Genomic DNA, 14,092 nt, shown 5'->3' on the forward strand with positions numbered 1-14,092 from the left:
TCATCATCAGTCGCACTTGCCAGGCTTTCTCAAGGAAACCGAAAGCCTGTGCAGTTTGTCCCAGCGACCTTCTCGTTATTCGTTCAAGCCAGGGTGCTCACCTGTTGGTGGACCAGGAAGTCCGTTTTATCAATAAGAAGCAAGATGAGGAGTCAACGATGATCGTAGTAATGTTTGAACTGGAAGCGGTCGAAGGCCAGGGGCCGGTCTACGTCGACCTGGTGAACAAATTGACCCCGCTGCTCAAAGATATGGAAGGTTTCCTGGGTGTCGAGTGTTTCCAGAGCACCCAGAACCCGAAGAAAGTCATGTCGGTCACCAACTGGCGTGACATGAAAGCGGTGGAAGACTGGCGCAACGTCTCGGCGCACCTGAACGCGCAAAGGGCCGGCCGTAACAAGATCTTCCACAACTACCGCGTACGGGTCACCGAGGTTCTGCGCGACTACGGCATGACCGAGCGCGCACAGGCGCCGCATAACGTCGTTTTCGATGGCGAAGAAACACCAGCGTAAGACCGTTAGCCGCAAGGTATTCAGCGCCTGTGAGATCGTGCGCCGTCTGCGTGGCGCTCGATCTCACAGGCGCTGAATACGCTGCGGCAAATACCCCAGCCCATCAAGATCAGATCGCCGTAGCCCCTCCATCCACCGCCAGGCAATGGCCGGTGGTAAACGCCGCACCATCGCTACACAAGTACAGCACCGCGCTGGCGATCTCTTCCACCTTGCCAATGCGCCCTACCGGGTGCATGGCGGCAGCGAACTCGGCCTTGCGTGGGTCGGCCTGGTAGGCACGACGAAACATGTCCGTATCGATCACTGCCGGGCACACCGCATTCACCCGGATGCCTTTCTTGGCATATTCGATGGCTGCCGACCTGGTCAGGCCGATCACCGCGTGCTTGGAGGCGCTGTAGATACTCATTTTCGGTGCCGCGCCCAGCCCTGCCACCGAAGCGGTATTGACGATCGCGCCAGCACCCTGGGCCAGCAGCAACGGCAGCTGGTACTTCATGCACAACCACACGCCCTTGACATTGACGCCCATGATGGCGTCGAACTCTGCCTCGCTGCCCTCGGCCAGGCGGCCCTGCTCTATCTCGATACCGGCGTTATTGAAGGCATAGTCCAGCCGGCCATAGGCGCCAATCAGGCGCTCGTGCAACTGGCGCACCTCGGCGTCACGGGTAACGTCGCAGGCCAGGAACAACGCTTCGCCACCCGCCGCACGGATCAACGCCACAGTGGCCTCGCCGCCGACCGGGTCGAGGTCGGCCACCACCACCTTCAGGCCCTCCCGTGCGAAAGCCAGGGCGGTTGCCCGGCCGATGCCGGCGGCAGCGCCGGTGACCAGGGCGACCTGGCCGGAAAAGGTCATGCTCATCGCGTGCTCCTGAGAGTGCTGGGTGGGGTTCAGAGCATAGTCAGCAACCACCCGGCCGGGCAGCATCATCACCCCTTCGGTTGGGCTACCATGCTTGTCAGTGATGTTACGGACCTGCCTACATCAACAGGGTAGATTGAACGCCTTACCCCTTCACTGCTCACAAGGACCCGCCATGACCCAGACCAACCGCCGCTTCCTGCTCGCCAAACGCCCGGTCGGTGCCGTGCGCCGCGACGACTTCAGTTTCGAGACCGTTGCTGCCGAACAACCCGGTGAAGGCCAGGTATTGGTACGCAACCTGTATCTGTCGCTGGACCCGGCCATGCGCGGCTGGATGAACGAGGGCAAGTCCTACATCCCGCCCGTGGCCCTCGGCCAGGTGATGCGCGCGCTGGGCGTTGGCGAGGTGGTCGCGTCCAACCACCCCGGCTTCAAGCCGGGCGACCATGTAAGCGGCGCCCTGGGCGTGCAGGACTACTTCACCGGCGATGCGCAGGGCCTGCACAAGATCGACCCCAGCCTGGCGCCCCTGCCCCGCTACCTGTCGGCACTGGGCATGACTGGCATGACCGCCTACTTCGCCCTGCTGGAAGTCGGCCAGCCCAAGGCCGGCGACACGGTGGTGATTTCCGGTGCGGCTGGTGCGGTGGGCAGCATTGTCGGGCAGATTGCCAAGATCAAAGGTTGTCGCGTGGTCGGCATTGCCGGCGGTGCCGAAAAGTGCCAGTACCTGAAGGACGAACTGGGCTTTGACGGGGTGATCGACTACAAGGCCGAGGACGTGCTGGCTGGGCTCAAGCGCGAATGCCCGCAAGGCGTCGATGTGTATTTCGACAATGTGGGTGGCGACATCCTCGATGCCGTGCTGACCCGCATCAATTTCAAGGCCCGCATCGTGATTTGCGGCGCAATCAGCCAGTACAACAACAAGGAAGCGGTGAAAGGCCCGGCCAACTACCTGTCGCTACTGGTGAACCGTGCGCGCATGGAAGGCTTCGTGGTGATGGACCATGCCAAGGACTACGGCAAGGCCGCGCAGGAGATTGCCGGGTGGCTGGCCAGCGGGCAGGTGAAGAGCAAGGAGGATGTGGTGGACGGGCTGGAGACCTTCCCCGAGACATTGCTGAAGCTGTTCAGTGGGGAGAACTTTGGCAAACTGGTGCTGAAGGTTTGACTGCGGGGTTGGGCTTGCGGGTGCAGGCCCTGGGAGATTTAGCACCTGGTAGATCGAGCGCCACGCGGGCGGCGCTCGATTTCGCCGGCACTATGGCGCTCAAGGCGAGCACCTCAGGCTGGCAACTTACCCACGAATCTCCGCCACCACCGCTGCCAGCGCCTGCGCCGGGTCGGCGGCCTGGCTGATCGGACGGCCGATTACCAGGTAATCCGAGCCTGCATCCAGGGCCTGACGCGGGGTGAGGATCCGGCGCTGGTCATCCTGCGCGCTGCCCGCCGGGCGAATGCCTGGGGTCACCAGTTGCAGCGACGGGTGCGCCGCCTTCAGCGCCGGGGCCTCCAGCGCCGAGCACACCAAGCCGTCCATGCCAGCCTTCTCGGCCAGCGCCGCCAGGCGCAGCACCTGCTCCTGCGGGTCGATATCCAGGCCGATACCGGCCAGGTCTTCACGCTCCATGCTGGTCAGCACGGTCACGCCAATCAGCAACGGCTGCGGGCCGCTGCGCTTGGCCAGTTCCTCACGGCAGGCCGCCATCATGCGCAGGCCACCGGAGCAGTGCACGTTGACCATCCACACGCCCATCTCGGCCGCCGCCTTCACCGCCATGGCAGTGGTATTGGGGATGTCGTGGAACTTGAGGTCCAGGAACACTTCGAAGCCCTTGTCGCACAGGGTTTCGACAATGCCCGAAGCACTGCTGGTGAACAGTTCCTTGCCAACCTTCACCCGGCACAGCGCAGGGTCAAGCTGGTCAGCCAGCTTCAGGGCGGCCTCACGGGTAGGGAAATCCAGGGCGACGATCAGGGGCGTCTGGCAGGCGGACATGGCAGGGTCTCTTGGCAAGTCGAAAACGGCGCGCATTGTAAACGAAGTGACGCTGGCTTTGGGGCCCGCAAGTCACGGAATTGGCCCGGCATGGCCTGGCTCCTATAATTGAACCAACGGAGCGGGTATTTGCTCAAATTTCGTACAAGCACTGCCCATCATCGGTAAAGGAGAACGACAATGCCCTGGTATGCCTGGCTGATACTCATCATAGCCCTCGGCTCGATCGTTGGCGGGCTGATGCTGCTGCGCGACACGGCGAAGAAACTGCCGCTGACCGAAGAACAACTGCGCAAGGTGCATGAGCGCAACGCCGAAGCGGATGCCAAGGATGCGCAAGACCGCTAGAAGGCCAACGCCAAGGAGCGGTCTTGTGTCGCGATGGGCTGCATGGCAGCCCCAGGTTCCAGCCAGCAACCTCAAGCCGACAGGCTCATCCTCCTGCCACCCTACTCCACCATCAGCTTGTCCCGGTTACGCTCCAGCAATGCGTTGCCGATGCCTTTGATCTCAAGCAGTTCATCCACCGAGGCAAACGGCCCATTGGCCTCCCGGTAGGCCACGATGGCCTCGGCCTTGGCCTTGCCAATGCCGTTCAGCTCCTTCTGCAATGTGACTGCATCAGCCGTGTTCAGGTCTAGCCGCTGCGGTTGCTGGGCCACCTGCTGGCCCACCACCGGCACCGGCTCGGGCGCTGCCGTGGCACTACCTGGGGCAGCGCTGAGGGAAAAGGACAGGCTGGCGAACAGGGGAAGCAAAAGGTACGACAGAACATTGTTACGCATGTGAGTACTCCTTGGGTTGGTCATTTTCCAGCAGCCGTGTTCCTTCGGCTGTGCAATCAACCCTAGCGTCTACCTCACCGTGCAAACAGCGTCGTGGCCCCGTTAATCGTTACCGAATCCAACAGTGAAACATGCAACTTCTTCCACCCAAAAGTAATGGCATTAAGCCATTTTTCAGGTTAACTTGATGAAATCTTGGCGCTGGTAAATCGCCACTAGGTGAATTCCCATTTAACCTAGGTTTCATCCAGACAAAAAGCAGTTGTTTTTCCTACAGGCCTTGCTGCTAAAGGCCTACATCCGTTCGTCGCATGGCTTGGTCGAATGGAAAGTCTTGGCACGGTGCCTGAATATAATCAAACAATCGTTTTTCCTGATTTAAAATCTCCAAATAGGATCCAATTTATAGATATATAAGCGCTAAACCTGGCCTTCAGCGGAAAAATGCGTGCCAAACGGGATGCCATCTTGATGACGAAATGATAAATTTACCGTCACTGGACAACCGCTATGCTTGAAGGATCCGAGCCAACATGAATTCTTCTTCATCTCCTCCCCGGCTCCTCGTCCGTTATTGCGTGCGTGGCGCCACCCAGGCCACCCCCTCCGGCCGATTTGTATAACACCCAGGATCCACAGCCGTAGCACTTGATCCACCGCCTTCATTCAATACACAGAAGACCGTCGCCGTGTCCCTCAAGACCCTAATCGTATTTGGCACCCGCCCAGAGGCCATAAAAATGGCGCCCCTGGCCCTCAACCTCGCCCAGGATGGCCGTTTCGAGTCACGCGTCTGCGTCACTGGCCAGCACCGCCAGATGCTCGACCAGGTACTGGAGCTGTTCGAGATCACGCCCGACTACGACTTGAACATCATGAAGCCAGGCCAGGACCTGACCGATGTGACCACTGCCATCCTGCAGGGTCTCAAGCCTGTGCTGGCCGAGTTCAAGCCCGACGTGGTGCTGGTGCACGGCGACACCGCAACAACCCTGGCCACCAGCCTGGCCGCCTACTACCAGCAGATTCCCATCGCTCACGTGGAAGCGGGCTTGCGCACAGGCAACCTGTATTCGCCCTGGCCGGAAGAAGGCAACCGCCGCCTGACAGGTGCCCTGGCTGCCCTGCACTTCGCGCCGACCTCCACTTCGCAAGAGAACCTGCTGAAGGAAGGCACCGACGCCACGACCATCTACACCACCGGCAACACCGTGATCGACGCGCTGCTGGAAGTGGTGCGCAAGCTGGAAAGCCCCCAGCTTAAAAGCCAGTTCGAATCCCGGTTCAGCTTCCTGAACCCGCAACGCCGCATGGTGCTGGTCACTGGCCACCGTCGCGAAAACTTTGGTGGCGGCTTCGAGCGCATCTGCCAGGCCCTGGTACAAACCGCGCGACAGTTCCCTGACGTGGACATCGTTTACCCGGTGCACCTCAACCCCAACGTGCGCGAACCGGTCAACCGCCTGCTGGCCGATGTCAGCAACATTCATCTGATCGAACCGCTGGACTACCTGCCGTTCGTGTATCTGATGACCCGCTCATACCTGATCCTGACCGACTCCGGCGGCATCCAGGAAGAAGCCCCTGCCTTGGGCAAGCCAGTACTGGTGATGCGTGACACCACCGAGCGCCCCGAAGCCGTGGCCGCCGGGACCGTCAAGCTGGTAGGCACCGACGTCGAATCGATCACCGAGCACCTGGCGAAACTGCTTACCGACGATGCGACCTATCGCGAGATGAGTTTTGCCCATAACCCATACGGCGATGGAAAAGCGTGCGCGCGAATCCTCGACGCACTCTCCGCCTTCTCAAACTCCAAGGACGCAGTATGAGTTTCAACAAAATTTCTGTCGTAGGCCTGGGCTACATAGGCCTGCCAACTGCTGCCGTTTTTGCCGCCCGCAAGAAGCAGGTGATCGGTATCGATGTGAACCAGCATGCGGTCGATACCATCAACCGTGGCGAAATTCACATCGTCGAGCCCGAGCTGGACATGGTGGTACACGCTGCCGTGACCGAAGGTTTTCTGCGCGCCTCTACCGTTCCGGAGACGGCCGACGCCTTCCTGATTGCCGTGCCGACGCCGTTCATGGATGACCACCAGCCGGACCTGAGCTACATCGAGTCCGCCAGCAAGGCCATCGCGCCTGTGCTGAAGAAGGGAGACCTGGTCATCCTCGAGTCCACCTCGCCGGTCGGTGCCACCGAGCAGATGGCTTTCTGGCTGGCCCAGGCTCGCCCGGACCTAAGCTTCCCGCAAACCCACGGCGAAGCTTCCGATATCCGCATTGCCCACTGCCCTGAGCGCGTACTCCCAGGCCATGTGCTGCGCGAGCTGGTGGAAAACGACCGGATCATCGGTGGCATGACCGCCAAGTGCTCCGAAGCGGCCGTGCGCCTGTATCGCACCTTCGTAGAAGGTGAATGCATCGTTACCAACGCCCGCACCGCAGAAATGTGCAAGCTGACCGAAAACAGCTTCCGTGACGTGAACATTGCCTTCGCCAACGAACTGTCGATCATCTGCGACAAGCTGGACATCGATGTGTGGGAGCTGATTCGCCTGGCCAACCACCACCCGCGCGTCAACATCCTGCAACCTGGCCCGGGCGTGGGTGGCCACTGCATCGCGGTAGACCCTTGGTTCATCGTCAGCCAGACCCCGGAGCAGGCACGCCTGATCCGCACCGCCCGCGTGGTCAACGACAGCAAGCCCGAGTGGGTGATCGACAAGGTGAAGATGGCCCTGGCCAACTTCCTGATCAAGAACCCGGCCAAGTCGGCCCAGCAAGTGAAAATCGCCTGCTACGGCCTGGCGTTCAAGGCCGACATCGACGACCTGCGCGAAAGCCCGGCGCTGAGCATCGCCGAGCGCCTGGGCAACGAGCTGGAAGCCACCCTGCAACTGGTCGAACCGAACATCGAAGCCCTGCCGCAGCGCCTGGCGCGCCATGAGCACGTGGACTTCGACCATGCGCAGGATAGCGCCGACATTCACGTACTGCTGGTGAAGCACCGCGAATTCCGCGGCACCTTCAACGTACGCGACGCAGCATTCGTGATCGACGCCGCTGGCGTTACCCAGGCTTGATGGATCAAACCGCATGAACAACCCCACGCTTGAGACCTCCACCGTGAACACTGAGCTGCCTTCACCTCTGGCCGATATTCATGACCGCGTGATGGAAGCCTATTACGGCAAGCTGGGGGATCAGTTCATGCGCGAAACGCAGTCCCGCATCCATTGGATCTGCGCCCAGGTCAAAGGGCGCAGAATCCTTGATGTCGGCTGCTCGCAGGGTATCGTGCCCTTGCTGCTGGCACGTGAGGGTTGCCAGGTCACTGGCGTGGATACCAGCCCGCAGGCCATCGAAGAGGCCAAGGGTTACCTGTCTGCCGAACCGGCCCACATCCAGCAGAACGTCACGTATATCAATTCAGACTTCCTCGCGCTGGATACGCTCGAGGTAGAACCTGACACCGTTGTCATCAGCGAAGTGCTTGAACATCTGGTACGCCCCGAATTGTTTGTCGAAAAGGCTTATGACCTGCTCAAACAGGGTGGCCGGCTGGTGATCACCATGCCATTCGAGGTCAAAGACTTCATTGACCACAGACAGACGTTCTACCGGATGGAACCGTTCCGCCTGCTGGCCGAGCGTTTGCAAATTGTCAAAGTAAAATTACTTGGCAAATGGCTGGGCATCGTTGCTGTAAAAAACGAATCATATCAGTCCGACACAAACGACTACCTTACTGTTGATTGCGTTCGGGAAATTGAAAAAGAATTCGAATCTATAGCGTGCAACTTGCGAAGCGAGTCTGACACGACCAGCAATTGGCAAAAACATGCTGTACAGGGAGACCCGCTGCTTGAGCTGCCCGAATCGGATGCACTGACCTATCAAGTCGATGCCGCTGAGAGCGAAACCATCACGGCGCTCCGCATTCGTCAGGTAGCTCTTGAACTGAGAGATCAAGAGCAACACGTGGATAGCTTGCTCGCTCGAAGCCAACAAGTATCAGACAAGCAGACCACCATCAAAAAAGCGCGGCGCATGCGCCAGGCTGAACTCGAAGCCGAAATGGAAAGCGAATTGGAGTATATGAAGGAATTGCATGCTCAAAGCCTGCGCGCCAATGCCTTGCAGGCAGAACTCATCGTGCTGTTGAAGACTCGTCAGGCTGAATTGGAAGCTCAGCTAAAGCAAGTGATCGATGCTCAGGCACAATCGAAGCGCGAGCATGCGGCTCAGGTTAATACCATTAGTACTTTGCTGGAGCAGCGCAACGACTTGGAAAATCAACTGCAAGATATTGCACTTTCCAACGCTCAAGCAGAATCAGCCAAAGCTCAGCAAGCGGAGATTATTGCTTCTCTAACCCAAGCAAAAGGTGAACTCGAAGAGCGATTGGCTCTTGAGATCGCTAGCCGCCAAGCGGCCGAGGCGAGTCTCGCAGCTACCAATGAGCAATGGCAAGTCCTTCGCATGCAGTTGGAAAATGAGCTGAACTCATCAAAGGCAGGATTAGGGGCGGCGAATCTGAAATATCGCACCCTGAATGCGGAACATATTCCGCAATTGAAAGCCAATATCAAGGAACTGCTGGAACGCAGCGCCGATCAACAGCGCAAGATTGATGAGTTGAATGCAAATCTGGAGCGCGCCAATACTCAACGCCATCTGGCAGAACAGCGGTTGGTCAAGACGCGCTCAAGTACCACCTACCAGTTGGGCTACCAGCTAAAAAATAGCGCGAAATCATTGGGCGGTTTGGTGAAGTTGCCTGTGCGCCTCTTGCGTCTTTATCGCAAAGCCAGTCAACAACGGCAAAAGAACGAGCAGAAATTGCTTGCCAGTGAACCGCTCAAAGCTCTTCTGCCGCCAGCGCCTAACGTTCAGGACGAGCGCTATCTGAAACTACCGGTTACCCTCCCGACTGGCGAGAAGAGCCGCGCTACGCTATTGCGCCAGGCTGACGACCTTGTAGGCCGCTTGAAAGTAGCCTGCATCATGGATGAGTTTACCTTCGGCTCCTATCGCTACGAATGCGACCTGATGCAGCTCACGCCCACCAAGTGGAAGGCGGAGCTTGAGCGTTTCGGCCCACAACTGCTATTCATCGAGTCTGCCTGGCGCGGCAAGGATGAACTGTGGGGTAGCAAGGTTGGCCATAACAGCCAGGAGCTTCAGGATATTCTGGCATGGTGCCGTCAACACAACGTACCGACGGTGTTCTGGAACAAGGAAGACCCAGTTCATTTCGAGACCTTCTTGACCACTGCCAAGCAGTTCGACCACGTTTTCACCACCGATATCGACTGCATTCACCGCTATAAAGGTGCTCTCGGTCACGACCGAGTCTACCTGCTACCCTTCGCCTGCCAACCAGCGCTGCATAACCCGATCGAGTTGTACGAGCGCAAAGATGCCTTCTGTTTCGCTGGTGCCTACTATGTTCGGTACCCGGAGCGTACCCGTGATCTGGGCAACTTTGTTTGCGAGCTGCCTAAGTTCCGCCCGTTGGAAATCTTCGACCGCAATTTTGGCAAGAACGATGCCAACTACCAATTCCCCGAAGAATACCAGCCGTATATCGTCGGGACGCTGCCCTTCGAAAAAATTGACACCGCATATAAAGGCTATCGCTACGCAATCAACCTAAACTCGATCAAGCAATCGCAATCAATGTTTGCGCGTCGCGTGTTCGAGCTGCTGGGCTGCAACACCATCACCGTCAGCAACTTCTCGCGCGGTGTGCGCCTGTTATTCGGCGACCTAGTCGTGACCACCGACAATGGCGAAGAAATGCTACGCCGCCTGCAGTTACTGGCGGAAGATCCATTGAATGGTGACAAGTTGAAGCTCGCCGCCCTGCGCAAAGTGATGCAAGAGCACACATATACCCAGCGCTTGGAATACGTGCTCAGCAAGGTGACAGGTACCGTCAAGACCCAGCGTCTACCGGAAATTGTGATCGTCTGCGAAGCGCAGGACCGCCACCAGTTCGACATTTTGCGTGCCCACCTGGACCGACAGGCCTACAGTCAGGTCCGCATGATTATCATCACCGATGCCTATCAGAGCAGCATCGTAAGTGACGACCCTCGTATCATGGTACTCAAACCAGCCCAGCTGAAAAAAATCAGCCTTGGCGAACTGGTTGGCAGCAGCCCGTGGGTTGCCGCGTTTGTACCGGAAGACTATTACGGCCCTAACTATCTGCTGGACCTCGCGCTGGCAACGCGCTACAGCCGTGCACAACTGGTTGGTAAAGCTGCTCACTTTGCCTGCAATGGGCGTAATGCCGAGTTGCTGTCGAGTGATCTGGCATACCGCCCTGCTCAATCATTGAGTGCACGCCGCTCACTGATAAAGACTGAAGTCGTTGCCGACCAGCCATTGCGTAACTGGTTGAAGAGCCTGCCATCATTGGAGTACACGCATGAGCAAGGCTTGGCTATCGACCCGTTCAACTATTGCGAGAACGGTGCAGCGCAACAAGATACTATCAGCGCCAAAGTTGGTGACCTGAAGCTGAACCTTGGTATTTCGATCACCCAATTGCAGGCTCGTGCCGAAGCCATTGAACCTATGGAAGTCAGCCATGACTCGCCGGAGCTTACCGGTCGCGAATTGGCCGAAATTTTCGGTGTGAAGCACAACAAGTTCCTCGACCTAAAAGTCGATATGCATAACTGGCGCCTAAACTCCAAGCTGGCGGATGGCAAGCACGAATATGTATACGCACTGAATGAAGTGCGCCTGGATCAACTCAATATTCACAATCGACAACTCAAGCTATACCTTGACTGCACGCCGGGTCTTAATCTGCAATTGGTCGTGCTGTTCCTCGATGCCGACAAGCAACGGATCAGCCACGTGATGCAGCATGCTAACCGCAATCAGACCTCCGAAGTACCACCTGAAGCCGCGTTCGTGCGCTTCGGCCTACGCGCCTATGCTGCTGGCAGTACAGAGATCAAGGCTTTGGTGCTCGGTCATCGCAACTTGCAGCCATCGGAGATGCTGGGACGCTCGAACCACTTGGTTGTCACCAACCATTATCCGAATTATACAGACCTATATCGCAACGGCTTTGTTCACAGCCGTGTGAAAGCCTATCAGGAACAGAATGTGAACGTCGATATCTTCCGCCTGCGCAAGAATGAAGCGGTCAGTTATCACGAGTTCCAGAATGTCGACGTAGTAACTGGCTGTCAGACTACGCTTGCCAAGATGCTCGAAAGCGGCCAGTACAAGAGTGTGCTGGTGCACTTCCTGGATCCTGATATGTGGCAAGTACTCAAACGCTTCACTCACTTGGTCAAGGTAGTTGTCTGGGTGCATGGAGCCGAAATACAGCCGTGGTGGCGTCGCGAGTACAACTACACTGATGAAAGCCAGCTGGCGGTGGCAAAGGTAGAAAGCGAAAAACGCATGTCGTTCTGGCGTGAAATGCTGAGCGATATGCCAGCCACTTTGAAACTGGTATTCGTGTCCCGTTACTTCGCTGAAGAAGTCATGGAGGACCTGGGCTTCCGCATTCCGGAAGAACAATATGAAATCATCCACAACCCTATTGATACCGACACGTTCGTTTACCAGGAAAAACCGTCCGCCCAACGCTTCAAAGTTCTCTCTATTCGCCCTTATGCATCAGCAAAATATGCAAATGACTTAAGCGTAGAAGCGATCAAGATATTATCTAAAGAACGCTATTTCAACGATATCGAATTCAGAATGATTGGTGATGGAGCACTATTTGAAGAAACACTTTCAGATCTCCGGCAGTTCAATAACGTAAAGATTGAACGCGGCTTTTTGAAGCATGAGCAAATCGCTGCGCTGCATAAAGAGTACGGTATTTTCCTGTGCCCAACCCGAATGGACGCTCAAGGTGTTTCTCGTGACGAAGCGATGTCTTCGGGTCTTATCGCAGTTACAAACGGAGTGACCGCGATCCCAGAGTTTGTGGACCATGAGTGCGGCATTCTTGCGGACGCCGAAAACGCCCAGATGATGGCTGACGGAATCAAAAGGATCATCGAGTCTCCTGAGCTTTTCGCACAGATGTCTTGCGCTGCACACCAACGTGTAATGCGACAAACAGCTAAAGCTCAAATCATCGAAGACGAACTGGCAATTATTACAGCGTAACTCCAACACCGACTAAAGCGAAGCAAGAGTAGAAACATGCAAATCAAACTCAAAGTAGCAACAGCCGTCTTGATCTCCCTGTCTCTTTTTGGCTGTGGCTCCGAAGAAGAACAAAATGCAAGTGCACCGCAAACGCATGCAAAAACCTATGAAATTACACTACCAGGCGGCGACACCCTGAACGCGTCAGGCGACTCCTTTAAAGCTTATGAACAAGACTCTCCAAACGGAAAAGTAAAAAACTACGAAATCTACACCAAGTCTGTTGCCAAAGCCGCCGAGAACTCGGTTTATATGCAACTCAAAGAACTTGGTTTCAAACGCAGTGTAATGGAAGATAGCGCCAAGCAATACAAGATCCACTATAAAAAAGATGGTGTCTCGACTATCGGTGCCATTTACATTGAAAACGGTGAGAGCAGTGCTCCAACTACCAAAATGAAAATGTATTTCAGCGAGTCTTGAGAGTTCCGAACAGCTACACCGTAACAGACCGTACGCGTAATATAGACTAGCAGGTATAGCAGTGACAAAAGTCGCGATGATTGTTTGGAATGAATTCGTCAATGACGCCAGAGTATTGAAGGAAGCACAAACTCTCGCGGCTTCGGATTACCGCGTCACGGTTTTCGCACTCCACACACCTGGAAAAACCCTGCAATCAGAAGTCATTCAAGAAAACCTCAGCGTTAGCAGGGTTGCTCGGTCGCCATTATGGCGCTGGAGAAAAACGAAGAGTAGCATTGCTTCACCGGTAACCGCATCAAAAGCACATTCAGACCACGCGCGCATTTCGGCATTGAGAGTGATTGCCCGAATGTGGACTCACTTGGGCTTGCTGTTGAAAATGGCAGCATATCGGCCAGATGTCATTCATGCGCATGACGTCAACACCTTGCCCACTGCCTGGTTGGTAAAAATCATCACCGGCGCAAAGCTGATCTACGATGCGCATGAAATCAGTACCAGTCGGGAAGGCTACGCAGGCTTGAAGAAAGCAGTTGCGCGGGTAGAGAACTTCTTGATCCCGCGCGCGTCTGCAGTCATTACGACTACCGATACTCGCGCCAAATACCTGGCTCGGTTATACAAGGTTGAAAGACCCACTGTCCTGCAAAACAGACCACGATATTTCGAGTGCTCCAGAACCCGTATTCTTTACGAAGAGCTTGGCCTTTCCGAAGAATGGCCGATCGTGCTCTATCAAGGTGGGATTCAAAGCGGCAGAGGGTTAGAAAAACTCATACGGTGCGCCAAGCACCTTAACCCTTGCTACGTAGTGCTCATTGGCGGTGGACGCTTGACTTCCAAGTTAATATCTATTCGAGATGAGTTGAACCTGCAGCAGGTTGTACACTTCATCCCGACAGTTCCTCTTTCTAGCCTGCCTCAATATACTGCTGGCGCAGACATTGCGGTGCAGCCTATTGAGAATACTTGCTTCAACCATTTCAGCACAGACTCCAACAAACTGTTCGAGTACATAATAGCGGGCGTGCCCTCGGTTGCAACGAACTTCCCGGAAATCAGAAAAATCATCTCCCAGCATGAAACCGGCCTTCTCGTTCCTGCTGGTAGCGACCAAGCCCTTATAGATAGCCTTAATAAATTGATCTGCAACAGCGCGTTACGCAAAAAGTTCGCAGACAACTCGAAGAAAGCCGCAAAAAATCTGTCGTGGGAAACACAGGAGAAGCTGCTATTGGATCTCTATCAGACCGTATCGCCCCGCCATAAGAATAAAGCCGCTTGAG

General features: G+C 56.1%; 11 protein-coding genes. 8 read left to right on the forward strand and 3 right to left on the reverse strand.

The genetic code is table 11. From position 1 onward, the window contains the following. Window positions 1–158 precede the first annotated feature (158 nt). The gene (locus tag HU760_RS22450; protein ID WP_186678040.1) at window positions 159–515 is read left to right on the forward strand and encodes an antibiotic biosynthesis monooxygenase family protein; all 357 of its coding nucleotides are present in this window, start codon (window positions 159–161) and stop codon (window positions 513–515) included. 109 nt (window positions 516–624) lie between these two features. On the opposite strand, the gene HU760_RS22455 is transcribed toward HU760_RS22450, so the two are convergent. Continuing rightward, complete coding sequence (locus HU760_RS22455) at window positions 625–1,386, reverse strand: SDR family oxidoreductase (protein WP_186678042.1); 762 nt, start codon at window positions 1,384–1,386, stop codon at window positions 625–627. Window positions 1,387–1,561: 175 nt separating this feature from the next. Between HU760_RS22455 and HU760_RS22460 the strand changes: the two genes are divergently transcribed. Further along, window positions 1,562–2,563 (forward strand): NADP-dependent oxidoreductase, encoded by a 1,002-nt coding sequence (locus HU760_RS22460; protein WP_186678045.1) that lies wholly within the window; start codon window positions 1,562–1,564, stop codon window positions 2,561–2,563. Between the two features lie 126 nt (window positions 2,564–2,689). Here HU760_RS22460 and pyrF read toward each other — a convergent pair whose 3' ends face one another. Beyond that, window positions 2,690–3,391, reverse strand: a complete 702-nt coding sequence (gene pyrF, locus HU760_RS22465; RefSeq protein ID WP_186678047.1) for an orotidine-5'-phosphate decarboxylase — start codon at window positions 3,389–3,391, stop codon at window positions 2,690–2,692. Between the two features lie 180 nt (window positions 3,392–3,571). On the opposite strand from pyrF, the gene HU760_RS22470 reads away from it, so the two are divergent. After that, a complete protein-coding gene (locus tag HU760_RS22470) occupies window positions 3,572–3,739 on the forward strand; it encodes a DUF2897 family protein (RefSeq protein WP_010952850.1) in 168 nt (55 codons plus the stop codon). 101 nt (window positions 3,740–3,840) lie between these two features. Here HU760_RS22470 and HU760_RS22475 read toward each other — a convergent pair whose 3' ends face one another. Beyond that, on the reverse strand, window positions 3,841–4,176 hold the full coding sequence (locus HU760_RS22475) for a ComEA family DNA-binding protein (RefSeq protein ID WP_186678048.1): 336 nt from the start codon (window positions 4,174–4,176) through the stop codon (window positions 3,841–3,843). A gap of 689 nt (window positions 4,177–4,865) precedes the next feature. Between HU760_RS22475 and wecB the strand changes: the two genes are divergently transcribed. The 5 genes from wecB (at window position 4,866) to HU760_RS22500 (ending at window position 14,091) form a co-directional block, all read left to right on the forward strand. Continuing rightward, window positions 4,866–6,008 carry a non-hydrolyzing UDP-N-acetylglucosamine 2-epimerase gene (wecB, locus tag HU760_RS22480; RefSeq protein WP_186678050.1) on the forward strand — a complete coding sequence of 381 codons (1,143 nt, stop codon included), beginning with the start codon at window positions 4,866–4,868 and terminating at the stop codon, window positions 6,006–6,008. Next, the gene (gene wecC, locus HU760_RS22485) at window positions 6,005–7,267 is read left to right on the forward strand and encodes a UDP-N-acetyl-D-mannosamine dehydrogenase (RefSeq protein ID WP_186678052.1); all 1,263 of its coding nucleotides are present in this window, start codon (window positions 6,005–6,007) and stop codon (window positions 7,265–7,267) included. Before wecB ends, wecC begins: the two co-directional genes overlap by 4 nt. A 13-nt stretch (window positions 7,268–7,280) precedes the next feature. After that, window positions 7,281–12,338: a glycosyltransferase family protein gene (locus HU760_RS22490; protein WP_186678060.1), complete on the forward strand. Its 5,058-nt coding sequence runs from the start codon at window positions 7,281–7,283 to the stop codon at window positions 12,336–12,338. A gap of 36 nt (window positions 12,339–12,374) precedes the next feature. Next, window positions 12,375–12,803 (forward strand): hypothetical protein, encoded by a 429-nt coding sequence (locus HU760_RS22495; protein ID WP_186678062.1) that lies wholly within the window; start codon window positions 12,375–12,377, stop codon window positions 12,801–12,803. Window positions 12,804–12,864: 61 nt separating this feature from the next. Then, complete coding sequence (locus tag HU760_RS22500; RefSeq protein WP_186678066.1) at window positions 12,865–14,091, forward strand: glycosyltransferase; 1,227 nt, start codon at window positions 12,865–12,867, stop codon at window positions 14,089–14,091. Window position 14,092 lies beyond the last annotated feature (1 nt).

This window comes from Pseudomonas oryzicola (assembly GCF_014269185.2).
GTDB classification, from domain to species: domain Bacteria; phylum Pseudomonadota; class Gammaproteobacteria; order Pseudomonadales; family Pseudomonadaceae; genus Aquipseudomonas; species Aquipseudomonas oryzicola.